The sequence below is a fragment of the Lapidilactobacillus gannanensis genome (assembly GCF_003946675.1).
Lineage (GTDB): Bacteria > Bacillota > Bacilli > Lactobacillales > Lactobacillaceae > Lapidilactobacillus > Lapidilactobacillus gannanensis.
On record NZ_RHOT01000007.1, the window covers coordinates 1 to 25,770 of the forward strand.

The window sequence follows — 25,770 nt, forward strand, 5'->3', positions numbered from 1 at the left end:
GCTATGGCTAATTTAAATAATCACTCGATCTGCTGGCGCAGCTCAAGCAATTATTTGAAATTATCCTACGCCAAAAGTCCGGCACCCCTCACACTCTATTCTTGACAAGTTGTTTTCTTCTGTGGAATAATAAAGATAATTTAATGCATGAAACGGTTGGAGCTTTGCTTTCAAGGGTTACCTTTCTGGGGTGAGAAAGGGACTTTTGAGCAGGGCTCTTTTTTAATGGTCTAATATAATTGAGGAGTGAATTATGTTTTATAATGAACATCGAGAAGATATTTTAAAGAAGTTACAGACTTCGCGGCATCAAGGTTTAAGTAGTGCCGAAGCAGAGCAACGTTTAATTGACCAAGGACCCAATGAATTGGCTCAGGAAAAAGCTGATCCCGGTTGGCGGATTTTTCTGCGGACTTTTAAAGAGCCAATTGTGGTGGTACTTTGGATTGCAGTTGCGTTAGCTTTAGTGAGTGCTGGTTATGATTTCTTCGTCAATCATGATGCCAATCACGGCAAAGCTTCAATCTATGAAGCAATTGTTATTTTCATTTTGATTATGGTCAACGCTATTTTAGCTTATGTTCAGGAAACAAAGGCGCAAAAGTCGTTGGCAGCATTGAAACAAATGGCCAATCATCATGCTGCGGTTCTGCGTGATGGTGATTGGCAACAGATTCCGGCATCAGAATTAGTCACTGGGGATATTGTCAGTGTAAAAATGGGTGATTTTCTTGATGCGGATTTACGCTGGGTGACAGCAAATGAACTTCAAGTTAATGAGTCGCATTTAACCGGTGAAGTTGAGCCAGTGCAAAAAACACAGTTTGCGTTAACTGGCGATGTTCCTTTAGCCGAACGGACCAACATGGGCTATTCTGGTTCAACGGTTGTTCAGGGTAGTGGCCTTGGAGTGGTTGTGGCAACAGGAATGGCTACTGAATTAGGTCACATTGCGCAGCTTTTAAATGAAACTGAAAATCAGAAAACACCAATTGAAAAAACAGTTGCGCAATTAACGAAAAAGTTAATGTATGTTGCTGCTGGTATTGTTGTGTTGGTTTTAGGTTTTGGGATGGGCAAGGAATTAGTCAATACTGGCCAACTGACTTTTACAGGTATTGCCGAGAACTTGTCAACTGCAATTGCTTTAGCAGTCGCTGCCATTCCTGATGCGTTACCAGTGGTGCTGTCGATTGTTTTAACTATCGGCGCAACTAGCTTAGCGCGAAATAAAGGGTTGGTGAAATCCTTAAATAGTGTGGAAACATTGGGCGCAACGACATTCATTGCCTCCGATAAAACTGGTACTTTAACCAAAAACGAAATGACCGTGACTCATTTTTGGAGTAATGGCGTACAGTTTCAGGTGGATCAAAATGGTTACGAACCGTGCGGTGAAATTGAAACTATGGACAATAAAGTCGCTGATCCGGAAATTTATCAGCGGTTCATGTTAGCCGCAGTTTTGAATAATGAAGCCAGTATTAGTCAGGATAGTACTGGCCAGTATCGACCTTTTGGCAATCCAACTGACGTTTCTTTGATTGTTTTAGGGCGTAAGGCTGATTACCAGCGCGAGCAATTATTAAACCAAACTGGGGCTAATAATATTGAAATTGTCCGCGTTTTTCCATTTGATAGTACGCGTAAGATGATGAGTGTGATTATTAAGTGTGGGGCAGATTACAAGATCTTGACTAAGGGTGCACCTGATGTCATCCTGACAAAAACGGATCAAGTTTGGCAACAGCAGCAGATGGTGCCAGTGGCTGAAGTTAAGGAACAACTGCAACAACAAATTAATGCCTATGCGCAACAAGCACTACGGACGTTAGCGGTTTGCGAACGTACGATTACAGCTGACCAAGCTAAAAATGCGCCGCAAGCTGAATTGGAACAACAGCTCCAATTACTGGGGATTGCGGGCATTATTGATCCACCACGACCAGAAGTTAGACGTTCTATTGCGACCCTGCATCAAGCAGGAGTCAATGTGGTCATGATTACTGGTGATTACGCTGCGACTGCAAGCGCGATTGCACTCAAGCTGGGTATTATTACTGATGCTGACGCAAAAGTAATGACTGGTCCTGAGATTGACCAGTTAGATGATGCTGAGTTAGCTGCATTAGTACCTGATATTCGGGTTTATGCCCGGGTATCACCAGAGCATAAACAGCGAATTGTCCGGCTATTGCAAGATCATCGTGAAATTGTAGCGATGACTGGTGATGGGGTCAATGATGCGCCAGCACTGCGGGCAGCAGATATTGGCATTGCCATGGGCATTAATGGTACGGAAGTGACTAAAGATTCTGCAGATTTGATTTTGTTAGATGATAAGTTTACGACGATTGAACATTCAGTCGCTGCAGGTCGACGTATCTTTGCGAATATTAAGAATTTCATTCGGCATGAATTAACCACCAATGTGGCCGAAGTATTGTCATTGTTATTAGGCGTCTTCTTTATGACTGCGTCAATTGGCCGTGTTTCAGAATTGACACCAGTTTTATCAGCATTGATGGTTCTGTGGGTCAACATGGTTAGTGATGCCTTGCCGTCATTTGCGTTAGGCTATGATGAGGCAGAACGGGATATTATGAAAGAACGCCCGCGTGATACGCAGCAGTCGATTTTTGCGGAAGGCTTGTTGTCACGAGTGTTAGTTCGAGGAATTGTGATGGGAGCGGTTGTGTTTGTGGCCTTTATTTGGGCCGCCAATGCTGGTTTTGCCCCAGAAAAATGTCAGACAATCGCATTCCTGACTTTAGTATTCGGTCAATTGTGGCATGTTTTTGACGCTCGCAGTACAACGACACTTTTCCATCGTAATCCGTTCAGTAATGGGCGGTTAGTATTGGCAGTATCGTTTGCTGGTGTGGCTTCATTATTGCTCACTGTCATTCCATTTTTCAATGAAGTTTTCGGGACAACCGCATTAACCGCACCACTTTACTTGGCGGTGATTATTGTTCCTGTACTACCAACACTGTTGTTATCAGGAGCTAAAGAAATCTGGCCAGCAATTAAATGGTGGTAAGTAGCAATTACCATCAACAGTTCACAAAAAGCGTCTGGGATATAAGTCTATCTCTAAAAAAATAATAGGAGCTTTCGTTGCTGCAACGTGTTCTCAAAAGGCAACCGGTTCCGCTTAACGCAAAAATGCCGAGTAATTCTAACGAATTGCTCGGCATTTTACGTTAATGCTCAGCGGCTGACCGCCTTTTATCACACTCTTTTTTATCTAGTCGATATTATTTTTTGGAGCAGGGTGTTCGTTCAACTAACGATGGCTTTCCATAAAAGTAGCCTTGATGAATATTGATGCCATAGAGTTCAGCTAAAGCTTGGTCGGACTTATCTTCAATCCCTTCAAGAACGACACTTAAATGATATTCCTGTGCTTGTTTAGACCAAAAAGCTAAATAGTCGGGAATTTCAGTACTATGACCTGCTTCACGTAAATTTTGCATCGCTAATTTAATTTCATCCACATAAGGAAGCAAGAGTTCAACATTCTCGAAAGTATTCGAACCTGTACCAACATCATCAATGCCCAAACTGATTTGGTATTGATGTAGAAATAAACTAAATTCTTTTACTTCGGCTAAGGTTGGGGCCTCTGTCAGCTCGACCATCAATCCTGCTGGATCAATGCGCTTTTTTAGTTTAATGATTGCCCCCAGCGTAATTGGATTACGAAATTGTTCAAGATTCAAATTAAAGGCAACAATTTTATTTTTGACGCGTGTTTCCAAAGTGTCAATTAAGTCTTCAACTAATTTTGTTTGTTCATTAATGTTAACTTCATTAAAACTTTTCGGGAGGTGCCAGGTATTATCGCTTTTTTGGCGTAGGAGAACCTCATATCCATAAATTGAGTTACCTTTATAATCGACCTGTGGCTGGGCAAAAAAACGATACATCGTCCACACTCCTTACTCAGAATAATGCTGATTTCAATTCAACCAGTGAAATTAAATGTTAGTTTTTTTCTAAAAATTATTCTCTATACTGAAAAATAATTCTAACATAATTAGAGTAATATGCAATGACTAACCAGTAGTTTTGTATGACTATTCGCAATTAGTTGGCTATCTGGAAACTATCCATATCATAGTGGACTTTTCCTATCAGGTCAACAAATTAGCTTGATCAATAAAAAGTTTTACAAGTGTCAAACAATAAGCTGCTGATTATCTTTAATTTGCAGATAAATTGGCTTGCTCATTAATTTAGTTTTGGTCACTAACTTGTTGATACTTTTGGTAAGTTTGTAATTGCCGTGGGGAAAGCTGCACTTCAATTAAAGTACCTGTTTCTGTGTAATCTTGGCTTAAAATTTTAGTATTTGCGGTTAATTGGGCTAAGTCACGCGCTTCGCTGAAAGGAATCAGTAATGTAACTGTTTGATAGTTAGCATAGATTTGATCAGTGATCATTTTTGCCAGTAGTTTAATTGAAGCTGAATCTTTAGCAGAATAAGTGAGATCATGGCCTTCAATTTCGGGATAGCTGACATTCTCGCAACGGTCAGCTTTATTAAAGGCATAAATCATCGGAATATCCTTGATCCCAATTTCTTTCAGTGTTTCAGCTGTTGTTTGCATCATTTCGCGATAGTTAGGATCAGAGAAATCAATTACTTGAATTAATAGATCCGCTTGAGCCGCTTCAGCTAAGGTCGAGTTGAAAGAGGCAATTAAATTGTGTGGTAGATGACTGACGAAACCAACCGTATCACTTAATAGGAAACGTTGATTTTGAGGTAAGACGATTTTGCGAACGCTAGTGTCCAACGTCGCAAATAACATGTCCTTCTCAAAAACTTGTTTGTCAGTTCCTTGTTCGCCAGCAAAAGTCCGTAGTAATTCATTCATTGTTGTTGACTTACCAGCATTAGTATAACCAACCAAAGCAACGCGAGGAATATCACTTTCATTACGGCGTTGCTGCTGTGTATCAGCAACTTGATCTGAGCCAGTTAACTTTTGCTGTAAATCACTGATTCGCTTACGAATGGTCCGCCGATTTAATTCTGTTTTAGTTTCACCACTACCACGGTTTTTGAAACCGCCACCGCCACGTTGCTGGTCAAGATTATTAGCGGAGGGATGGATGCGTGGCAAAGCATATTGTAAACGAGCAATTTCGACTTGAATCTTGGCTTGAGCAGTATGGGCGCGGTCGGCAAAGATTTCTAAAATTAATTCGGTGCGATCAAGTACATGCAAACCGGTTTGCTTTTCAAGATTAGCAATTTGTGATGGTGACAGTTCATCATCAATTACGATGGTTGTTGCGTTGAGCTCTTGTGCTAATCCTTTGATTTCTTCCACTTTTCCGGAACCAAAATAAGTTGCGCGATCAACCCGATCTAGATTTTGCCGAACTTCACCAACAACAGCCAATTCGTCAGCAATTGCTAGCTGTTGCAGTTCAGTCATCGTATAGTCAAAGTCGGCCCGCCCATTATAGTTTAAACCACCTAACAAGACGCGTTCCTGTGGTGCTTGGACTTCAATAGTATTGGTCATAGAAAAACCTCCTAAAATAGTGTGTGCGGTGTAATGACAACTCCGAACACGTTTAAAATTATAAATAGCTAACTCTTAACGAAGGGGTCAATCAGTTTTTGGGCGCAAAAAAAGAGTCGACTGGACGCCGACTCTTGCTCTCTTAAGTAAATTAAAATCTGTTAAGCGTACAAGAACTGTCATCAATCGTTAAGCGTGCTTATTTAGTTGTAGATGATAAAGCGGCACTCTTTAAACGAATCATTGATAACATTCCCTTCTCGATTGAATACTGGTTCATAGTAACACAAAACTGGCTTTCAGGACAAGTCTTTTACTCCTAACTGGGCGTTAAGTTCTCTTCAATTTGAGAAGGCAGTTGCTGGGCGATTTTATCTAAAGTTGGTTTTGGGCAAAACAGTGGACAACTCCGTTGCGGCCGGCGGGGTGCGGAACGCTGTGGGCATTGATTGAAGCTTATTGCTCCGCAACAATCTTCAATACAAGCCTTATCCTAAGCGCTAAAGCGCCAAGGATAATTTCACTGCTACTCGCAGGCTCGGGCGCAAATTAAAACCATTGGCTGGCACCCCGGCGGCCTCCACTCCGTTTTGAGCTAGTCTGTTCCACTTTAGATTTAATCGATCTCAAGGCAGTACTGACAGAACTAATTGTTGATTGCCAGCAACCACCAGATAGAACTAACGGAATTCAGCACCACTATAAGCAAATCAGAGTACACTGAACTACAAAACCTGTGTGACAATCTTTCGAGAGAGATAAAATTGAAAGATATCACACAGGCTATTTTTGTCTTGCTATTCAACTATTATTGCCGAATGAACTAAGTTGCTTAGTCTCGCTATAACTGCCTTAACTACAAGCAACAGTGAAAGTCATCAACTTAATTCCAGACGGAATGGAGGGACCGGGTTGTCAGCCGCGAAATTATTGTTAGTGCTTTAGCACTTACAATAAGCCTCGAATTTGAGATTTTTCGCAGAAAAAGCTCAAATCGACGGCCGCCACGTTCCACGACAAGCAGCCCGCAATGCAGTCAGAACCAATTCCGTTTTAATAACTTTACCAGGGTTTAGTGCTTTTGAACTTTGATTTGTAATTGGCTTCAATCGATGGCCGCACCGTTCCACGACAAGCAGCCCGCAATGGAGTCAGAACCAATTCCGTTTTGACAGATTCATCGGCTTTAGTGCTTTCAAACCTAGCTGGCAAGTAATTCAAACCAAAATCGGTCGCTGGTCTGAACTACATCTAACAAGGCTGTAAGGTTAAAGTGAGTTTTGTTAGATAAAGCCCACTAAAAGCAAAATTTAATTTGCTATACTTAATTTTGTTAAGAAAACGGAGGGATTAAATTGACAGAAAATGTCGTAGCAGTTCAACACTTAGTTAAAACATATGGTAAAGGTAACGAGAAAAAATTTACCGCATTAAAAGATGTTAATTTTACCGTGCAAAATGGTGAGTTTGTTGGGATCATGGGGGCTTCTGGTTCTGGAAAGACGACCTTATTGAATATTTTATCAACATTAGATAAACCAACTAGTGGTAATGTCCTGATCAATAATCAAGATATTACCCAATTAAAAAATAATCAGATGGCTGATTTCCGTGGTCGGGAGATTGGGTTTATCTTTCAGGATTTCAATTTACTAGAAAATTTAACTGCCGCTGAAAATATTGCCTTGCCATTATCTTTACAAAATGTGGCACCGAAAGAAATTCAACCAAAAGTTGCTGCAATTGCTAAACGCTTGTCGATTGAAAACGTCTTGGATCACTATCCAACTGAATTATCTGGTGGTCAAAAGCAACGAGTAGCTGCAGCGCGTGCGTTAGTTCATCAACCAGCAATTTTATTTGGTGACGAACCAACTGGGGCCTTGGATTCTAATAGTGCGCGCGAATTATTGGAAACCATGGATTCATTAAATCGTGAAGATCAAGTTTCAATTTTGTTAGTCACTCATGATCCTTTCTCAGCTAGTTATTGCCAACGGATCCTCTTTATCAAAGATGGTGAAATTGGGCAGGAATTACGTCGTGGTGATCGAAATCGGGCTGACTTTTATCAAGAAATTCTTGATAATTTGGGTACATTTGCGGAATAGGGGGATTTTTGATGTTATCGAAATTAGCTTTATCAGGCATTAAAAGTCGTCTGAAAGATTATTTGGTGCTGTTCTCAGGCTTGATTGTGGCGGCGGCAACATTTTATATGTTTATGGCCTTGGCAACTAATCAGGATTTCTTAGGTAAGAATTCGATGATTGGCGCGGCTAATACTAGTATTGTCTTTATTTTTGGTGCGATTTTATTAGCAATCATTACACTGGTCTACTTAGTTTACGCTAATTCATTTCTACTGAATATGCGGCAGCGTGACTATGGGATGTTCATGATGCTGGGTGCCAAAACCAGTAAAATTGCTCAGTTGATTTTTATGGAAACATTTGTTTTAGGTACTGTGGCAACCTTAGTTGGGTCGCTCATTGGAACAGGTTTGGCACAAATAGTGGCGCAGCTATTAGTTCAACAACTAGGTCTGAAGTTACAGCATTTCAATGCTTTTTATTTACCAGCCTTTTTAATTACGATTGCTTTCTTCATTGTCTTGTTTATCTTGGCAGCTATTTGGAATAGTCGTAAGTTGATCAAGGCGCCGGTATTGAAGCTCTTGCATAGCGCTGACCAGCCAGCACGGATGGCTGTTAAAACTGGGCGCTTAGCTGTTCAAGCTATTTTAGGCGTGATTCTGTTAGCGGTTGGCTATTGGGCGATGGCGGCAATTAAGCAATTGCAATTATTGGCAATTCCAGTTGCATTGGTGACGATTGTCCTAGGCAGTTATTTCACGTTTAATGCGACCTTCATTTGGATCATTCAGTTTCTCAAGAAAAATAAGAATTTCGCACTAAAAGGTTTACGTAACTTTACTTTGTCACAGTTAAGTTTCCGAATTCATGATTATACACGGATGTTAGCGATGATTTCGATTTTATTCGCTTTGGCTTTAGGGGCAATTACTGTTGGCTTAGGTTTTCGTAATGATATGAGTGCGGTGACTTCAGCAAGCACACCTTACGATTTGAAGTTGTATACGACTAATCAGGCAATTGATCAACAGGTTGCAAAATTAAATACGACTAGCAAAACGGCTTATAGTTTCAAAAAAGTAGGCAAGAAATATTATTATAATATTGCCGAATTTGAAAAAACACCAATGTATTACATGCATTATAGTGGCTCAACTGGTGAAATCACGTTACCAACTTTGCAACGTTATCAAGCCAAGGATTATCAAAACGTTAAGCAAGATAGCCCGGCTTTTGATAGTGCTTATCGTGAGTTGAGAGTGGACGATAACTATGAAGACCTGCCTAATTATGCTTTTGTTGATCAGACTAAGTTTGACCAAGTAACGGCACCAACCAAGCAAGTTGTTCTGATTCGAGTTAAAGACTTTGGCAAAGATCGTCAACGAATCGGTAAAATTGAGTCATTACAGGCCCAAGCCTTGCCAGCATACAAAGAAATTTTAAGTAATTCGAAGTATGCCAGTGCAATGATGGCAACGGCTTTGTATTCTGGAATGATCTTCATGGGCTTCTTCTTAGGAATTTCGTTCTTAGCTATGTTAGCAAGTTGCTTAATGTTCAAAATTTTATCCGGTGCGTATAGCGATGTTCGTCGTTATGACATGCTAAATAAAATGGGCACCCGTAGCCAAGTATTACGGCGCTCAGTTGCCAAGGAAATCGGTATTTTATATGCCTTACCTGGCGCATTAGGCGTGATCCACGTGTTATTCGGACTGCAACTCTTTAAAATACTAATGGTCAATCCGTACCATGGCATTTGGTTACCATTCCTGATTTTCATTGTGCTTTATGGCTTATATTATTGGATCACTGTGTTACTTTATCGCGGCATTGTGATTCCTAAAGTTGAAATTGATAAATAAGTTGCTCATTAGGAGTGTGTGACAGCAGGCGGTCAGCTGGTGAGCATTAACGTAAAGTGCCGAACAATTCGTTAGAATTGCTCGGCACTTTTGCGTTAAGCGGAACCGGTTGCCTTTTGAGAACATGTTTCAGCAGTTAAAATGCGTTTTGTTTTTGATAAAATGACTGACGTCTAGATTCTCTTGGCGATTGAGCTAATTTTTGATTATCGCTTAGGTTATTTATCGTTCAGCTTATTTCTTATTCATGAAGCTTTGCCGTTGGCGCAGAAAACAAATCGCAAGGCTGACATTTATCAGAACAACGACCATTGTCACACTCACAATTATGGTGAACTGTGGTTGACTGATACAAATCAAGCAACCCATTAAAGTAGTTCCAACAATTGTGAAGTTTAACCAGTGTGGGGTCTTAAAACTGGTACGATTATAACTTTGGGCTAAATAATTACCTAAATAAAGCAAGCCAATGCCACTATATAAACAGAAAACGGCAAAGCTATTGTTGATTATTGTGCTGCGCAGAAAATCCCAAGAAACGGTAATCAGACTAAGGCCAAATAAAATTGGGTAGTGCAAGTAAATTAATTTCACGCCTGTTTCTGGGGCTCGTTTAGAATCAATCAGATGGTCAAATTCCACCAAATAACTCATGAACAAGCTACCCACAATTATCAGAACAAAGACTGAAGTTAGCGTCAAGTTTTTCAAAGTAAAATAATCAGCAATGTTAATGATCATTTCACCAAAAGTAATGATTACCAATAAGGTGAGACGCTCCAGCAAGTGTGAAAAAATAATCGGATGTTGCTTCATATCAGTCGTAAAAAAGCTAGGTAAGAGCCAACTGCTTAACACGCCGACTGCAGCCAAAATTAGGCCCGCTGGTTGTGGTAGCCAAGCACTAATTAGTAAACTGCCAGCTCGCAAACCGAGAATGAACAGAAAATCGCGGGCAATTTTTCGATCAGCCGCTTGTGCTGGCCGCCAGTAAACTAGGGTATATTGTGCTGCCAAAGTCAGTGACATTACGCCAGTAGACAGGACAAACGGTCGAAACCAAGTCTGCAGATTGCCGGAAAATGTATTCGACATGAACAGGAGCACACCCATATCAATCATGAAAAAAATGACATCAGTTAATGAATTTTGACCATAGCGGTTAGTGTAAACTGTTTCGATCATCCAACTATTTAGGAAAATAATTAAAACAATTGCGAAAAACAGAAAAGTTAAGGCAGGATTAGTATGTTGATTCAAATCAGCTAGAATTTTAGTCGTATTGGAAATAGCATAGGCAAAAACTAAATCGAAAAAAGCCTCAGTTAATTCCACACGTTTCCCCATAATCTTAGTTGCCATTTTATTATGCCCCGCAAACAATTATTTAGATTTAGTGAGATGCTTTTTGCCGCGGCGTAATTCTTGGCGGCGTTTTAAACTTTCGGGATAGAGCAGCGAAATAATTGGTGAAGCAATATAGGCCACAATTGAGAAGTTAGGCGACAAAATGGCTAAAATGATTAAAAGTAAATTAACGCCTAGCGTAGAAATCAGCCGTAACACAATAATTCGGTCGAAGAAAAGTCGGTAGCTTTGTTGGTCGCGGAAAGTTTGCTTCTGGCCGCTGTAGAATAGCCAGTAATTGAACAGCTGGACTAGTAGTTGCACCACGCCATAAGTGACTGCCGCTAAGCGATTGGGTGTTTGCATCAGCCATTTAGTTAGGATCGGAATCATTGACAAAGTAGCTAGAAACAGAAAATTCAGAACGACGATTTGCTTGGTCGCTTTTTGAACAAGCATGAGAAATTGACGATTCTCATACCAGAACTCAGCTACAATAAAGAAACTCACTAAAAAAACGGCAATATTGCGGATAAAATAAAAATAGCCACCATAGCCAGCCTTGGGCATCGGAATTTCCAATAATATAATCGTCATAATGATAGCAATCACGCCATCGTTCAGATTTTCAAGCCCCGGCTTCATTTGGCGCGGCATTTCGTCAACGACCAAATGCTGAACGCGTTTAAAATCGGGTGAATCTTCTAGTTGGTCTTCTTGGGTTTGTTTTTGCTGTTGTTCTTGATTAGTCATGATTTACTCCCCAGTCATTTAGTCGCCAAAATTGTACCATTTTTTCGGAGTTGACTCCAGATAGAATGGTAATTGCGCTAAGTCTTCCCCATGAATAGTGGTGGTGGCTACGCGATTTTGCGGTCGTGGAATGTAGCGGGCATCGATCTGAGCCCATTCTGCGAACGGTCTCAGATACGAGCCTTAGTCTAACCGCTGAAGCGGCAAGAATAATTTCACTACTGAGACAATCGCCCAGCCACCACCTGCTGTAATTGTCAAAATTAACCACCACTCAAGAAAAATCAAACAGTAGTGAACACAAATAGCGTATTGACAACCCTTTTTAGAAGAAGTGTCAATACGCTATTTTTATTACTGCCAAATTATTCTTAGTGGCTCGGCTACTTAGAATAAGGCTTGTATCTAAGACAATTGATTTTTAATTGGCTTGGAGCAACGCCGGCAGCGTTCCACGACAAGCAGTCCAGAATGCAGTCGCCACCGCTCTGTTTTGAAACCAGTACTTTAGTCAATCTTATCCAAGCGATTGTAATAAAGTACAGTGATACCTTCGGCAGTTAATTGCAGCTTGGTGACACTGGCATTGCGCGGTGCCACAGTTGTATCAAATTGACCTTGACCAAATTTTTCAACGATACTACGAATGGTGGTGCCATGGCTAACCAACAAAACATTGTCGCCATTGACATTTTCTTGGCGTAGCATTTTGAAACCTTTACCAATCCGAGTCCAATATTGCGGGGCAGTTTCTGCATCGTGGAAAGGATCAATGTCATGCATAAATTGCTTGGATGCATCAATACCATATTGGGCAACAATCTTGCTAAAGGTTGGGGCACCATGAGGAGCACCAACTTGATACCAAGTCTGCGCAGAATCAGCCCCTTCAAAATAGCCATAAAAAACTTCACGAAACAATGGCGTTGGGTGATAAGGCACAGTGGTATTCATATTCTTGCCTAAAATAATTTCGCAAGTCCGCATTGCCCGTGTGGTGTCAGACGAATAAGCATGGGTGAAAGTGATGTGACGCAAACGCTGAGCTGCATCCTCAGCGCCTTGAATACCTGCTTCAGTTAACGGCGAGTCAGACCAGCCTTGCATCCGATTATATTTATTGAAAAAAGTTTGGCCATGCCGCACTAAGTAAACTGTAATTGTTTTCATAGTAAAAGTCCTTAAGGCACGAAATGGCCACTTTCAACATCCTTGATGAAGTTTTCCAAATGTTCAAAGTAAACATCAGGATTATCCATCATATGATGGTGACCGCCATTTGGGGTTGTTTCCAAGCGTGCATTGGGAATTTGTTCAGACATCCGTAGGGCAGATGACAATGGCATGGTTTCGTGTTGGCCAAAAGTCAATAAAGTTGGTACCGTGATATTTTGAATTTGTTTGCGTAAATCAAATTCTTTTAATTTACCAGTTACGACGAACTCATTATCGCCTTGGAAAGCATTATAAACTGGCGTTGCCATGGTTGAAATCAAATGACGAATCGCGGTTGGTTGGCGCCGATCAACGTAACCGGCATTTAAGATATCAACGTATTTTTGATACTTAGGATTAGCCCAGTCGCCATCAGCTTCGCAACGTTTCATAAAAGCAACGGCCTCAACTGGCAAGGCTTCTTCACGGACTTTATTGATGTGAACAACATATTCATCAATGTTGTCGATCATGCTGGAGATGATGGCACCTTTTAAGTGTTGACCATACTTTAACGCATAAAGCATGGTTAAAGCGCCACCCCAAGATTGACCAATTAAGTAGAAATGGTCGATGCCGAGTTTTTGCCGGACTTCTTCAACTTCATCTAGGAAGTAATCAGTTGTTAAATATTTTTTAGCAATTTCTGGATCAGAATAATCAGGTTGATCAGAGTAAAATGAGCCTAATTGGTCATACATATGCACTTGAACACCTAAATCGGCTAATTTCTCACCAAAATTTTCCCAGTATTCATGCGTACCACCAGGGCCACCGTGCAAGCAAAGCAAATGAATATCGCCTTGACCTTGAGTATTGGTCCATAAATGATAGCCGTTGTCTAATGTTAAAATAGTTGTGCCTTGTTTCATCTACGCCACCTAGTTTCTTTAATTTACTGTACATTGTTATTGTATCATTACTTGTTGGCTTTGCGGGCTGAAAATCAGAAAACAATTGACTTTGGTCTAGGTGAAGGCTGGGATTAGAAAATAAAATTAATTTTAGGCAAAATACCGGATAAACGTTGTTGCGACTAGTTGTTTGTGGCATGTCTGGGAAATTGCCTTAAACAATAAAACCTAGTCAACAATTTTAGAAGTAAAACTAAAAATTGCTAACTAGGCTAATTTTTTTTGATTCAATTTTGCTGCTAACGATGATCAGTTGTTCCGACCAATTAATACCATTGCTACTTTCAGGTCGTTGGTTCAAAGACTTGGTTTACTTAAGAATTCGTTTGATTTCACGTTCTTCATCAGCTGTGAATGTCAAGTGATCAGCGGCATGAATATTCGCCAATAAGTTTTCCTCACTAGTAGTGCCAATAATGACACTAGCAACTGACTGGTCTTTTAATAACCAAGCTAAGGCCATTTGGGCTAAAGTTTGGTCCCGTCCCTTGGCAAGGTCGTTTAGCTGATTCAACTTGGTAACGACTGCATCTTTGCCATTAGCGAAAATTTCTTGATTGGACCAGTGAATTGGGAAGTCATCAGGGATGCCGCCAAGATAGCGGTCAGTCAATAATCCTTCCGCCAATGGCCCGTAAGCGACTAAACTCCGGTTATTTTTCTTCAGAACATCCATTAAACCACTAGTGTAAGCGTCAGGTCGAAACATATTGTATGAAAATTGATTGACTACAAAAGGAACTTTCAAATCAGTCAGCAACTGAATCATCGTGTCGCTTTGTTCGGCATCGTAATTACTAATACCAATATAGAGCGCCTTGCCAGAATCGACAATTTGCTTCAAAGCTAATGCTGTTTCTTCAGGATTTGTTGCTGGATCAGGCCGATGACTGTAGAAAATATCAACATAATCCAGTTGTAGACGTTCCAGACTATGATCGATACTTTGTAACAAATTTTTCCGTGAATTGAAGTGCTGATAAGGGCTAGGGCCCATTTCAAAACCGGCCTTGGTAGTGATGACTAATTCATCACGATAAGGTTTGAGATTATGCTGGTAAATTTCACCAAAAAGTTTCTCAGCCGAGCCAACTTCAGGCCGGCCATAATTATTAGCCAAATCAAAGCTAAAAATGCCATTATCAAAAGCCTTCAAAATAACTTTCTCACGGTCTTCTAAGGGATCAGCACTGCCGTAATGTCGCCAAAGTCCTAAAGTAATCAGTGGTAATTGTAACCCAGTATCACCGACGCGGCGGAAGGGTAATTTTTCGTAACGATCACTTGCTGCTGTATACATGCAAATTCCTCCTTAATAATTAAGTTCTACTTCTATATTGTAGAGGTTCAGTTAGGTGGGGTCAAAAGATGGGACTATAGTTGCTGGGGGACATTTAGCAAGTTAAATCTAAAGTTGGTTTTAGGCGGAATAGCAGACAACTCCGCTGCGGCCGGCGTGTTGTGGAACGTAAAATAGTGCCAAGTCTTCCCTAATTTGGAGAGGTGGTTGCTGGGCGATTTTTAGGGCGTGGAACGGCGTGGCCGTCGATTTGAGCTTATTGCGTTAGCAATAAGCTCAAATCAATCCCGACACCGTTCCACAACCCGCAGCCCGGAATGCAGTCAGAACCAATTCCGTTTTGACAAATTCACTAGGTTTTTGTGCCTTTTAACTTTGCTTGGTAATTGATTCAAGTTAATCTCAGATGTATTCCGCAATCTGATGCCCACTGTTTTTGACTAGACTTTCTGTTTTTAAAACGTGATAATATAATTATATTTTTGGAGGAGGTTTGGTCATGACTAGTCTAGCAATTGCCGTTTGTGCATTTGGCGGTGGCGTTTTGCGATTAGCAATCAGCCAATGGCTACCCACTCCTTGGGCAACATTGATGATCAACTTGTTAGGGGCTTTTTTATTGCCGCTGTGGAATGGCTTTTTTGGTCCTAAAATTTTACGGGACCGGCGCTGGGCTATTTTAGGGTTAGGTACGGGTTTTTTTGGAGCATTGACAACTTTTTCAAGTTTCTGTTTGGATATTATTAAATTATTGAATCAACAACGGGTTAGTCTCGCCATTATTTATTTAGTTATTTCAATGTTTGGTGGCTTAATTTTGGCTTGGCTAGGAATTACGCTTAGTCAATATTTGGCCGATCGAGAGTTGGTGGCATGATGGCGAATTGGTTATTAGTTGGGCTGGGGGCTAGCTTAGGGGCTCTGGGCCGTTATCATTTCACTAATTTATATAAAAAATTCCGTCCTGAGGCTGGCTATCAGGCGACTTTGCTGATTAATTTAAGTGGGGCGCTGTTGTTGGGGATGTTTGGTGCAGCAACCTTGACGGCACGTTGGTACGCTTTCTTAGGCGTTGGTCTTTGTGGCGGTTGGACGACTTTCTCAACTTTAAATAGTGAGCTTGGTGGGCAAGTGGCTTCACAGAAATTTCGCCAATTTGGCAGTTATTTTGTGTTGACCTATGCGTTGGGCTTACCACTGTGCGCTTTGGGGTGGTGGCTAGGTCATCGCTTTTTCTAAAATGACATGTTAAAATGACGCTATGAGCAGTTGGGTACGGGAGGTAGTCACATGGCCACAAAATCAATTATTACAGGACTAACAGCTTTAATTGGCTTTATAATCGGTTTTTACTTGCACAAAATTTTTCTTTATACCATGCTAGGTTTAGCAATTGGTTATTTAATTGTATTCTGGATTCCTTATGGCATTAACTGGTACCGCAAGCGTAAACAGTCGAAATAACAGTTGGGCTAAATGACTTGTTTGGCGAATAGGGCCATCTTAATGTGGTGGTTCAGATGCTTGAATAAAACTGAAAACTTAAATAAAATAGCAAAAAGCGTCTGGGACATAAGTCTATTTTCCAAAAAATAATACGAACTTTCGTTGCTGAAACGTGTTCTCAAAGGCAACCGGTCCCGCTTAACGTAAAAATGTCGAGCAATTCTAACGAATTGCTCGACATTTTACGTTAATGCTCACTGGCTGACCGCCTGGTGTCACACGCTCTTCTTGGGTAGTGGTAGTCCATGTACTTAGAAATTATAGCGCGTCATCTGCTTGAATGGCTGCTTGGAGTCGTTCGATAAACAATTGGGCTACTTTAGATTGCACGGTATTCTTTTTCCAGATGACTGTAATTGGTTCCGTTAATTTTGGTGCTAAGGGCCGGAAGGTTAATTGGCTTTGTTCTTTGGTGAGGCACTATCGACTGACGCCGACCCCGTTACGACTGAATTCTTTAATTATTATCGCGGTCGGGTGTTTCATCCACGGTCAATTAATTCTAACGCGGCTTGGACTGCCACCACACCACTGGGCTACTTTAACTTTCCCTTGCAAGCTCATATCGATGAAATCTCACCACGACTAACTTTAATTGTTACTGGTGAAAAAGCCCATTCACGTTATCTGGCCGAAGAATCGTATGAACGTTTGCAGGATCCTAAGGAATTAGTCATTGTTCCTGGCACTACTCATACTGATTTATATGATCAAATGGATTTGATTCCCTTTGCCAAGTTTGCTAGTTTCTCTAAAGAAAACTTGTAACATCGGCTGATTTGCAATCAAGGGATACTAAGTCTTCATTAATTGCAGTTGACTGCTAGATGAAATGAGTCAGCTGTCGTAAAAAAATAAAGCTTGAGTGATAACTTCGAATTTAATTAGAAGTTGTGCACCCAAGCTTTTTATTTACGACTTCAATGACCACAGTTGCGTAAACTGGGTTGGGCAAGCTTACACGGATAGCTTTTACTACTAAAAGACAGATAACTAGACCAGTAACTTAATTTGTGATAAACTTATTCAATGCTTTTTTTATTAATCGGTTTATTTTGCTAGTAAAGGTTGTGGGGAGTCATGGCAGAAACAGAAAAATTTGCCCGTCAAACACAGGCGGCCGAGCAACAGTATCTTGATCACGTCCAACAGGAAATTACGCTGGCAGAAGCAAAAGCCCAGCGCTCAATTGATCAAGCCCAAACGGATGCAGCTTCACTGAATAAACAATTCAATGAAGAAGTGCATTTAAGTTACGGTAGTGATACCACTAATCTGGAAACGGCTTTGTCGATTCGGCAACAGCAACAAATGCTGGCGGAACGTGATAATAGTCGCCAACAGTCAACTAAACAGCTGAATATTTTACAACGTCTGGCCAAGACGCCTTATTTTGCGCGGCTTGATTTTCACGAACATGGTGAGCCTAAGCGCGAAACAATTTACATTGGCCTCAGTTCGTTCACTGATCAAAAGGACCATTTTCTGATTTATGATTGGCGAGCACCAATTTCCTCGATTTATTACGATGGGAAATTAGGTGACGTTACTTACCAAACACCTGATGGTGAGCAGAACGTCAATGTTTTACTGAAGCGTCAGTTTTTAATTAAAGATCAGGAAATTCAGTCAATGTTTGATACGACGGAGACAATTGGCGATCAAATGTTGCTGGAGGTTTTGGGCGAAAAGTCCAGTACGCAAATGCGGGCCATCGTTACGACGATTCAACAAGAACAAAATAAAATCATCCGGAATACCAGTGCTGATTTGCTATTTGTGCAAGGGGCGGCTGGTTCTGGGAAAACGTCCGCAATTTTACAACGAGTGGCGTTTTTACTGTATCGTTATCGCGGTAAATTAAATTCCAGCCAAGTGATTATGTTCTCGCCAAACCAATTATTTAATGATTACATTGAGAATGTCTTGCCCGAATTAGGCGAGCAAAATATGGTCCAAATGACCTATCGCCAGTTTGTCGGGCGGCGCTTGCCACAATTGGAGATTTTTAATCCGGCAGCCCAATTTGATGTCGTTCAATCTGATTTAGCTAAGAAAATTAATCAGATTAAGACAAGTTTGCCATTTTTCAAAGCGGTGCAACGTTATGCGAAATTACTGGAAAAAAGTGGCATGATTTTCCGTGATTTGAAGTTCCGCGGCAAGCCTTATTTTGCCAAAGATAAAATTGCGGAAATTTATTACAGCTTTAATGAAAATTACCATTTAGCAAATCGCATGGATGCGACTCAAGAAAAATTAGTTCAGTTATTAAATCGTAAAATTGAACCAGAAACGCGAAAGAAGTGGGTGGCTCGCACAGTCGAAAGCTTGACTGACGAGCAATTACAAGCAATGTATCGTCAAGTTGATCAAGAATTTGAATCCAGTGATGCTGAATTCAAATTCTTGGCGCGGAAAATTGTTACTAAAGAATTGCAACAAGTTAATAAAGGCATCCGGCGTTTCCGTTTCGTAAATAGTCGGGCCCAATATTTGCATTTCTTACGGCAAATACCACAGCTAATTAATTTGACTGAATATGGCGTGACTGCTGAGGAATGGCTGGCTGATGTTGACCAGGTCCAGGCTGATTTTAAGGATAAGCAAGTAAACTTAGCCGACGTGAGTCCTTACCTCTATTTAATTGATTTGGTTTGTGGTCGCCGACCTGATTGCAAAATCAAATTTGTTTTCATTGACGAAATTCAAGATTACACGCCATTTCAGCTGGCTTATTTACAGGAATCGTTCCCGAAGGCGCGCTACACGATGTTAGGCGATTTGAATCAAGCTATTTTTACTGGCAGCAGTAGTCATACTTTGTTAAATCAAGTGCAAAAATTATTTGCGGCTGATAAAACAGAAGTTGTACAATTAACTCGTTCTTACCGTTCAACAAAACCAATTACTGAATTCACGCGTGCCTTATTGCGCAATGGTCAAACAATTGATACTTTCGAACGCCCCGGCGATTTGCCAAATGTGGCAGTGCGGCCGAAATTAGCAGACTTAGACGGCTTGTTGTTGCAACAATTGCGGTCTAACGACCAACGCAATTTCACTACAGCCATCATCGCCAAAACCAAGAAGGAAAGTGAGGCAATTGCGGCTTACTTGAAGTCTCAGGATTATGCGGCCACGTTAATTCGTTCCGAAAATCAGCGCTTGGCAGCCGGGACTTTGATTGTACCAGCCTACTTAGCTAAGGGTTTGGAATTCGATGCGGTGATCATGTGGGATGCTTCAGCCAGCAACTATCACGACGAAGACGAGCGACAATTGGTTTACACGATTGCCTCTCGCGCAATGCACCGCTTGACCATTCTCGCAGTCGGTGAATTGTCACCACTGCTTACCGTCGATGAAAAATTGTTTAAAGTCGAATAACTAATGCTGAATTACTAGGCTTAAATTTAGTTACGCCGATTCTTAGTTGGGTCTTGCAATTTGATGATTTGAAACACTGCCAAGACTTCCCCAATTAGGGTAGGTGGTGGCTGGGCGATTTAGAGGGCGTGGAACGCTGTGGCCGTCGATTTGAGCTTATTGCTTTCAGCAACAATCTCAAATACGAGGCTTATTCTAAGCGATAAATCGCTAAGAATAATTTCACAGCTGACGCCAATCGCCCAACCACCACCGGCGTAAACTAACAGAACTGATTACCACTGTTTAGAAAAACAGATTGTGGTGAACTAATAGTCTGATTGACAAGCTTTGTGGAGTTGACAAAATTAGCGTGCTGTAAAGTTGGAAGTTCTCAACTAGACTATTGTGGTTTAATTGTTTAAGATGTAGCCACTGTCGAACAGAGTTGAGCTACTCCACAATAATTGCCTTAATCACTAACAACAGTGAAGTGCACCACCTCAATTCCAGACGGAATGGAGGGCGTGGTTGTCAGCCAATGGCTTTTATTTGCGCCCGAGCTTGCGAGTAGCAGCCAAATTCTCGTTGGTGCTTTAGCACTTACGAGAAGACTTGTATTTGAGACTTTGTGGAGCAAAGGCTCAAATCAATGTCGGCCGCGTTCCACAACCAGCAAGCCCGCAATGGAGTCAGACGCAAGTCTGTTTCAAAACTACACCAGTGGTTTTGAACTCGTAATTATCTTAATTTACTACTAGTTGAAGTGGTAATTTTAAACGCATTCAACTAAAAATATTTTCAGTAACAACGCTTCAATCCTGACCGTGATGGCCAGAAATTTGCTAGTGGGAGTTAACGCGAAATGGCCTTACCGGAGAACTATAATTATTACACCCGTGACGAGTGGTGTAATTTTCACGGGAAGAATCAATTAAATACCGTTACTCAAGAAGAACTACACTCAATTGCGGCCTTGAACGACCGGATTTCTTTGAAGGATGTTCAGGAGATTTATGTGCCGCTGCGGCATTTGTTGCATATTTATTTGCATCATTATCAGCATCTGGTTGAAGATCGGGCTGATTTTCGCGGCGTGGCAGCAACGCACACGCCATTTCTAATTGGCATTTCCGGCAGTGTGGCCGTTGGTAAAAGTACGACGGCGCGTTTGCTGCAATTGTTGCTCAGTCGTTCGTTGCCTAATCAAAAAGTGCAGTTGATTACCACCGATGGTTTTTTGTACCCTAATGCAGAATTGAAACGTCAGGGGATTTTGAATCGCAAGGGGTTCCCTGAAAGTTACGACATGGAAAAATTGCTGACTTTCTTAGACCAAGTTAAATCAAATCAACCGCAGATTGAGGTGCCCCGTTATTCTCATCAGGTTTATGATGTGTTGAATGATCATCCCGACATCATTGATCAGCCGGATGTTTTGATTGTTGAGGGGATCAACATCTTGCAATTGCCTAGCAATCAGCAGATTTATGTTAGTGATTATTTTGATTTTTCAATTTATGTGGATGCTAAGCCAGATTTAATTGAGGAGTGGTATTTGGATCGCTTCAAGGTTTTGTTGGACACGGCCTTGCAGGACCCAGAGAATTATTACTACCAATATGCCATTGGTGACCGTGACGAGGCCTTAAAAATGGCTCATCGCGTCTGGCGGGATGTTAACTTGAAGAATTTACGGGAATATATTTTGCCAACCCGCAATCGTGCTGATTTGATTCTGCATAAGACCCAGCATCACGTGATCGATAAAATTGGGTTGCGACGATATTAAAATAAAAAATTAAAACTCAATCCTGATTGGATTGAGTTTTTTTGTATGGTTAAAAGTATTTTAGGAATAGCAAAAGTTCAAACTGCTGCCAATAGGGGGTACTTTTTTGAATCCGCAAGTTTTACACAGACCATAGTGAGAGTGGAGATGAATTTTCTAGAACAAAAAAAGCCAAATTTTCAAATGGCAAAAAAGGGAAGATAGTCATGAAGAAAAAACGTGTTTGGATTATTGCAATAATTGTATTGTTTGTAGTTGGTGGCGTAGTGAGCCTCAACTATTGGAATTCACATCGAATGGATATTCCTTATTATGAATTGGAACAACGCCAAGTAATTTTATCAGATAAAATTAATAAGACTTCCAATGATCAGGAAAATGGTTTGTTTTATTTGGCAAGACAGTCAGCTAAAAAAGCTGCAACTATGGCGGACGGGAGCGAATCGGAATGGAACAACTTGAAGGATAGTAGTTTGTATGTAGAAAAGACAAAAGAAAAACATGTTTATCTATTTTACTATGTCGTTCAGTCTAGTAAACCAATGAAATTAAAAATCCGGTACAGAATCAAGTTGCGCCTAAACAACCCATCGTTGTATACAAATAAATTAAATTACGATATCGTTGAGTTTAATTTAGCGGGTATCGAGTAGAAAAATAAAAATGCCATTCAAATTGAATGACATTTTTTTGCAGTTAATTCTTGTTGATATTATCAAGATCAGTTAGATTTTGTGGCATTTTTTGTTTAATGAGTGAAATTAATAAATTGGTGAGTTCTTCAGGGGCTACTTCACTCAAATTAATTTTTCCTTGAGCAACCATTTCCATTAGTTCAATATAAGCATAGCCAAGTGCACCGGTTATTATCGCACCAACAGTTCCTGAAATAGTACCGCCGATCACCCATCCACCGGGGATTAATTTGATCAACGAGGTAGCCACAGACTTTCCCGCAGAGATGGCAGTAAAAACGCCTAATGCCCCAGCCAGCGCAGTTTCAACTTTGTTTTTTTGAAAATTGATGCCATAAACCGTGGTTATCTTCACCAGCATTGTGCTTTGAATACTCATCATGATCGGAGCGTCGGCGACCGGGATTGGCACAAACCCGGTCCCAAAATTTGCAACAATTGCGGAATTAATCAGTTTTGTAGCAGCCTGCCGTTTGTTACGCAGTGAAGCTTTCTGAGCACTAGCAAAAGAGTTTTGCAATCCATCTGGTAGAAGGGTAGCTGTTAATTCAATTAATTGATCAACACCAAATGCTGTTGTGTTTTCAGAATCATTTGCTAGGATACTAACGGAGTGCAATTGAGGCAGTTTCTGTTGTGCATATTGTTTTTGTTCATTGGCACTCTTTAAAGAATAGGCTTGGGTAAGGACTAAAATGACGGGAATATTTCGGTCTAAGAACAGTTTCATAAAATTTAATTCTTCGTCTTCAAGACTTGTGCCGGTTGCAGACACACAATACCAAAGACAGTGGATGTCATCATCAGGCGTTTCTGTTTTATTAGTACGACGCAAAATTTGTAGGATTGAATGTTTGGTTTTCCACTGATTAATTTGTTTAAGTTCAAAACCAACGGTATCATAAATTCTGATCGGGAAGTCTTTGTTTTCAATCAAACTAATTTTATCAGTGACTGGCGCACCACCACCGGTTTTGGTCAGTTCTTCGCCAAAGGCAGCGTTAATCAATGTAGATTTACCTGCGCCACTTTTGCCTGCAATAATGATATTGATTTTTGATAAATCTTGAATTTCTTCTTTAGCTTTATCAATTGCTGCATCAAGGGTTTCTTGATAATTATCTGGATTTGCCATGATATCCTCCAACAGACTTAATTAATACGCACTTGGTATTATTATGATTATTTACATAGATGAATGCAAGTTGGAGGTAAATATACTATCTTAATCGAAAGATAAGTCGATTTTTGGAATCACGATTAGAGTTATATTGCTATATGTATAGCGATGAAACGTGTTCGAGGCGACAAATGGCTATGCCTAATTTGATAAATTGTTCGGTCGATTGGCATCGCCCAATCAATTTATCGAAATTATGCTACGCCAAAAGTACGTCGCTCCTCACAACTTACTGAAACGTGTTCGAGGCGACAAATGGCTATGCCTAACTTAATTAATTGCTCGGCCGACTTCATCGTCCAAGTAATTAATTGAAGTTAGGCTACGCCAAAAGACCGTTGCCTCTCACAACTTGCTGAAACGTGTTCGAGGTGCCAGACTGCTATGCCTAACTTAAGTAATTGCCAGATCGGTTGGCAGCGCTCAGTCAATTATTTGAAGTTATGCTACGCAGTCTAACCGGCACCTCTCACACTCTGAAAAAACAGATTGAGTTTTTCTTCAAAAATCGTTATGATAGTAACAGTTATCTTAGTTTTAATGCACGATTAAATTCATAAATGGAGTGTGACAAAAATGGCGGCAGCCGACTTACAAAATGTCGACAAAATCATTGTTTTAGATTATGGCAGTCAATATAATCAGCTCATCACTCGGCGGATTCGCGATTTTGGCGTCTATTCCGAATTACTTCCCAACACCATTACGGCGGCAGAAGTGAAAAAAATGAACCCTCAGGGAATTATTTTCTCTGGTGGGCCAATGAGCGTTTACGACGAAAATGCTTTCAGTGTTGATCCGGAAATTTTCAAATTGGGAATTCCAATTTTGGGCATTTGTTACGGAATGCAATTGATGGCTTACAAGTTAGGCGGTCGGGTTGAATCAGCTGATAATCGCGAATACGGCAAGGCGCAGATCGAAGTAACTGACGCCAAGAGTCCATTATTCAAGGATTTGCCTGCTTCGCAATCTGTTTGGATGAGTCATGGTGACTTGGTCCGCGAAGTGCCAACTGGTTTCCATGTAGTTGCTACAAGTAAAAATGCACCAATTTCATCTTTTGCTAATGACGAGAAGAAAATGTACGGGATTCAGTTCCATGCTGAGGTACGTAACACTGAGTATGGTAATGAAATTCTGCGTCATTTCACTTTCGACATCGCAGGCGCGCGGTCTAACTGGTCAATGAATGATTTCATCGACCAACAAATTGCTAAGATTCGCGAAACTGTTGGCGATAAAAAAGTCTTGCTCGGTTTATCCGGCGGCGTTGACTCTAGTGTCGTTGGCGTGTTGTTGCACAAAGCGATTGGTGACCAATTGACTAGTATTTTCGTGGACCATGGTTTGTTGCGGAAGAACGAAGCTGACCAAGTCATGGCCAGTCTTGAAGGCAAATTCGGCTTGAACATTATCAAGGTTGATGCCAGCAAGCGCTTCTTAGACAAGTTGTCTGGTGTGACTGACCCTGAACAAAAGCGGAAAATTATCGGTAAAGAATTTATCGAAGTTTTCAATGATGAAGCTATCAAATTAGACGGCATCGATTTCTTGGCTCAAGGCACGTTGTACACCGACGTCATCGAAAGTGGTACTAGTACGGCTCAGACCATCAAATCGCATCATAACGTTGGTGGTTTGCCAAAAGAAATGCACTTCAAGCTGATCGAGCCTTTGCGGACTCTGTTCAAGGATGAAGTGCGTGAATTAGGCGAACGTTTGGGCATGCCAAGCGAATTAGTTTGGCGTCAGCCATTCCCAGGTCCTGGCTTGGGCATTCGTGTGATTGGTGCGATTACTGAAGATAAGCTTCAGATAGTTCGAGATAGTGACTTGATTCTCCGTGAAGAAATCAAAAACGCTGGCCTTGAACGCGAAGTTTGGCAATACTTCACCGTCTTGCCAGGCATCCGCAGCGTCGGCGTCATGGGCGATGGCCGAACTTACGACTACACCGTCGGCATCCGCGCCGTCACCTCAATCGACGGCATGACCGCCGACTTCGCTAAAATCCCATGGGATGTTCTGCAAAAGATTTCCGTGCGGATTGTTGATGAAGTCGGGCATGTTAACCGTGTTGTGTATGATATCACATCCAAGCCACCAGCTACGATCGAATGGGAATGAAAGGTAGGAATCAATTGAAGTTACAAAGCCGATAATACCGGTATTTAAAAATTGTAAACTGG

The 25,770-nt window shown here is 41.0% G+C and carries 19 protein-coding genes and 1 other annotated feature; of the genes, 11 read left to right on the plus strand and 8 right to left on the minus strand.

The genetic code is table 11. The features are described from left to right. The first annotated feature begins 154 nt into the window (after nucleotides 1-154). Nucleotides 155-200: a sequence feature (sodium ion sensor (DUF1646 type); this cis-regulatory element may regulate processes involved in with the transportation of sodium ions), on the plus strand. 53 nt (nucleotides 201-253) lie between these two features. Continuing rightward, the gene (locus tag EKM81_RS03110; protein ID WP_379880054.1) at nucleotides 254-3,043 is read left to right on the plus strand and encodes a cation-translocating P-type ATPase; all 2,790 of its coding nucleotides are present in this window, start codon (nucleotides 254-256) and stop codon (nucleotides 3,041-3,043) included. Between the two features lie 217 nt (nucleotides 3,044-3,260). Here the strand turns inward: EKM81_RS03110 and EKM81_RS03115 are convergent, their stop codons facing one another. Continuing rightward, nucleotides 3,261-3,932 carry an EAL domain-containing protein gene (locus EKM81_RS03115; RefSeq protein ID WP_125648308.1) on the minus strand — a complete coding sequence of 224 codons (672 nt, stop codon included), beginning with the start codon at nucleotides 3,930-3,932 and terminating at the stop codon, nucleotides 3,261-3,263. Nucleotides 3,933-4,241: 309 nt separating this feature from the next. After that, nucleotides 4,242-5,543: a GTPase HflX gene (gene hflX / locus EKM81_RS03120; RefSeq protein ID WP_125648311.1), complete on the minus strand. Its 1,302-nt coding sequence runs from the start codon at nucleotides 5,541-5,543 to the stop codon at nucleotides 4,242-4,244. A 1,355-nt stretch (nucleotides 5,544-6,898) separates the two neighbouring features. Between hflX and EKM81_RS03125 the strand changes: the two genes are divergently transcribed. Then, a complete protein-coding gene (locus EKM81_RS03125; RefSeq protein ID WP_125648313.1) occupies nucleotides 6,899-7,654 on the plus strand; it encodes an ABC transporter ATP-binding protein in 756 nt (251 codons plus the stop codon). Between the two features lie 11 nt (nucleotides 7,655-7,665). Next, nucleotides 7,666-9,507, plus strand: a complete 1,842-nt coding sequence (locus EKM81_RS03130) for an FtsX-like permease family protein (protein WP_125648316.1) — start codon at nucleotides 7,666-7,668, stop codon at nucleotides 9,505-9,507. Nucleotides 9,508-9,741: 234 nt separating this feature from the next. On the opposite strand, the gene EKM81_RS03135 is transcribed toward EKM81_RS03130, so the two are convergent. The 5 genes from EKM81_RS03135 to EKM81_RS03155 all read right to left on the minus strand — a co-directional run bounded on the left by EKM81_RS03135 (nucleotide 9,742) and on the right by EKM81_RS03155 (nucleotide 15,036). Then, the gene (locus EKM81_RS03135; RefSeq protein ID WP_125648318.1) at nucleotides 9,742-10,869 is read right to left on the minus strand and encodes a low temperature requirement protein A; all 1,128 of its coding nucleotides are present in this window, start codon (nucleotides 10,867-10,869) and stop codon (nucleotides 9,742-9,744) included. A gap of 21 nt (nucleotides 10,870-10,890) precedes the next feature. After that, on the minus strand, nucleotides 10,891-11,607 hold the full coding sequence (locus tag EKM81_RS03140) for a TMEM175 family protein (RefSeq protein ID WP_125648320.1): 717 nt from the start codon (nucleotides 11,605-11,607) through the stop codon (nucleotides 10,891-10,893). A 507-nt stretch (nucleotides 11,608-12,114) separates the two neighbouring features. Beyond that, nucleotides 12,115-12,777 carry a histidine phosphatase family protein gene (locus EKM81_RS03145; protein ID WP_125648322.1) on the minus strand — a complete coding sequence of 221 codons (663 nt, stop codon included), beginning with the start codon at nucleotides 12,775-12,777 and terminating at the stop codon, nucleotides 12,115-12,117. Between the two features lie 11 nt (nucleotides 12,778-12,788). After that, nucleotides 12,789-13,694, minus strand: coding sequence for a proline-specific peptidase family protein (locus EKM81_RS03150; RefSeq protein ID WP_125648324.1), 906 nt, complete (start codon nucleotides 13,692-13,694; stop codon nucleotides 12,789-12,791). Nucleotides 13,695-14,046: 352 nt separating this feature from the next. After that, complete coding sequence (locus EKM81_RS03155; protein WP_125648326.1) at nucleotides 14,047-15,036, minus strand: aldo/keto reductase; 990 nt, start codon at nucleotides 15,034-15,036, stop codon at nucleotides 14,047-14,049. Nucleotides 15,037-15,535: 499 nt separating this feature from the next. Between EKM81_RS03155 and EKM81_RS03160 the strand changes: the two genes are divergently transcribed. From EKM81_RS03160 to EKM81_RS03185, 7 genes are all read left to right on the plus strand, one after another. Then, complete coding sequence (locus tag EKM81_RS03160) at nucleotides 15,536-15,913, plus strand: fluoride efflux transporter FluC (protein ID WP_125648328.1); 378 nt, start codon at nucleotides 15,536-15,538, stop codon at nucleotides 15,911-15,913. After that, complete coding sequence (locus EKM81_RS03165; protein WP_225420158.1) at nucleotides 15,910-16,275, plus strand: fluoride efflux transporter FluC; 366 nt, start codon at nucleotides 15,910-15,912, stop codon at nucleotides 16,273-16,275. Before EKM81_RS03160 ends, EKM81_RS03165 begins: the two co-directional genes overlap by 4 nt. A 51-nt stretch (nucleotides 16,276-16,326) precedes the next feature. Beyond that, a complete protein-coding gene (locus EKM81_RS11120) occupies nucleotides 16,327-16,500 on the plus strand; it encodes a hypothetical protein (protein WP_164509189.1) in 174 nt (57 codons plus the stop codon). Between the two features lie 438 nt (nucleotides 16,501-16,938). Further along, nucleotides 16,939-17,310 carry an alpha/beta hydrolase gene (locus tag EKM81_RS03170; RefSeq protein WP_191987258.1) on the plus strand — a complete coding sequence of 124 codons (372 nt, stop codon included), beginning with the start codon at nucleotides 16,939-16,941 and terminating at the stop codon, nucleotides 17,308-17,310. 312 nt (nucleotides 17,311-17,622) lie between these two features. After that, nucleotides 17,623-19,932 carry an RNA polymerase recycling motor HelD gene (gene helD / locus EKM81_RS03175; protein ID WP_125648331.1) on the plus strand — a complete coding sequence of 770 codons (2,310 nt, stop codon included), beginning with the start codon at nucleotides 17,623-17,625 and terminating at the stop codon, nucleotides 19,930-19,932. Nucleotides 19,933-20,776: 844 nt separating this feature from the next. Continuing rightward, nucleotides 20,777-21,703, plus strand: a complete 927-nt coding sequence (gene coaA / locus EKM81_RS03180; protein WP_125648335.1) for a type I pantothenate kinase — start codon at nucleotides 20,777-20,779, stop codon at nucleotides 21,701-21,703. 206 nt (nucleotides 21,704-21,909) lie between these two features. Then, nucleotides 21,910-22,356, plus strand: a complete 447-nt coding sequence (locus tag EKM81_RS03185) for a DUF4131 domain-containing protein (RefSeq protein ID WP_125648338.1) — start codon at nucleotides 21,910-21,912, stop codon at nucleotides 22,354-22,356. Nucleotides 22,357-22,399: 43 nt separating this feature from the next. On the opposite strand, the gene EKM81_RS03190 is transcribed toward EKM81_RS03185, so the two are convergent. Then, nucleotides 22,400-23,533, minus strand: a complete 1,134-nt coding sequence (locus EKM81_RS03190) for a YcjF family protein (protein ID WP_125648340.1) — start codon at nucleotides 23,531-23,533, stop codon at nucleotides 22,400-22,402. 621 nt (nucleotides 23,534-24,154) lie between these two features. On the opposite strand from EKM81_RS03190, the gene guaA reads away from it, so the two are divergent. After that, nucleotides 24,155-25,708, plus strand: coding sequence for a glutamine-hydrolyzing GMP synthase (gene guaA, locus EKM81_RS03195; RefSeq protein ID WP_125648343.1), 1,554 nt, complete (start codon nucleotides 24,155-24,157; stop codon nucleotides 25,706-25,708). Nucleotides 25,709-25,770 lie beyond the last annotated feature (62 nt).

What these genes read in the sequence shown, in the direction of transcription:
- EKM81_RS03185 (WP_125648338.1), top strand. Translation starts at nt 21,910, where the DNA reads ATGAAGAAAAAACGTGTTTGGATTATTGCAATAATTGTATTGTTTGTA.
- EKM81_RS03160 (WP_125648328.1), top strand. Translation starts at nt 15,536, where the DNA reads ATGACTAGTCTAGCAATTGCCGTTTGTGCATTTGGCGGTGGCGTTTTG.
- EKM81_RS11120 (WP_164509189.1), top strand. Translation starts at nt 16,327, where the DNA reads ATGGCCACAAAATCAATTATTACAGGACTAACAGCTTTAATTGGCTTT.
- EKM81_RS03165 (WP_225420158.1), top strand. Translation starts at nt 15,910, where the DNA reads ATGATGGCGAATTGGTTATTAGTTGGGCTGGGGGCTAGCTTAGGGGCT.
- coaA (WP_125648335.1), top strand. Translation starts at nt 20,777, where the DNA reads ATGGCCTTACCGGAGAACTATAATTATTACACCCGTGACGAGTGGTGT.
- EKM81_RS03150 (WP_125648324.1), bottom strand. Translation starts at nt 13,694, where the DNA reads ATGAAACAAGGCACAACTATTTTAACATTAGACAACGGCTATCATTTA.
- guaA (WP_125648343.1), top strand. Translation starts at nt 24,155, where the DNA reads ATGGCGGCAGCCGACTTACAAAATGTCGACAAAATCATTGTTTTAGAT.
- EKM81_RS03190 (WP_125648340.1), bottom strand. Translation starts at nt 23,533, where the DNA reads ATGGCAAATCCAGATAATTATCAAGAAACCCTTGATGCAGCAATTGAT.
- helD (WP_125648331.1), top strand. Translation starts at nt 17,623, where the DNA reads ATGGCAGAAACAGAAAAATTTGCCCGTCAAACACAGGCGGCCGAGCAA.
- EKM81_RS03130 (WP_125648316.1), top strand. Translation starts at nt 7,666, where the DNA reads ATGTTATCGAAATTAGCTTTATCAGGCATTAAAAGTCGTCTGAAAGAT.
- hflX (WP_125648311.1), bottom strand. Translation starts at nt 5,543, where the DNA reads ATGACCAATACTATTGAAGTCCAAGCACCACAGGAACGCGTCTTGTTA.
- EKM81_RS03145 (WP_125648322.1), bottom strand. Translation starts at nt 12,777, where the DNA reads ATGAAAACAATTACAGTTTACTTAGTGCGGCATGGCCAAACTTTTTTC.
- EKM81_RS03135 (WP_125648318.1), bottom strand. Translation starts at nt 10,869, where the DNA reads ATGGCAACTAAGATTATGGGGAAACGTGTGGAATTAACTGAGGCTTTT.
- EKM81_RS03110 (WP_379880054.1), top strand. Translation starts at nt 254, where the DNA reads ATGTTTTATAATGAACATCGAGAAGATATTTTAAAGAAGTTACAGACT.
- EKM81_RS03115 (WP_125648308.1), bottom strand. Translation starts at nt 3,932, where the DNA reads ATGTATCGTTTTTTTGCCCAGCCACAGGTCGATTATAAAGGTAACTCA.
- EKM81_RS03140 (WP_125648320.1), bottom strand. Translation starts at nt 11,607, where the DNA reads ATGACTAATCAAGAACAACAGCAAAAACAAACCCAAGAAGACCAACTA.
- EKM81_RS03155 (WP_125648326.1), bottom strand. Translation starts at nt 15,036, where the DNA reads ATGTATACAGCAGCAAGTGATCGTTACGAAAAATTACCCTTCCGCCGC.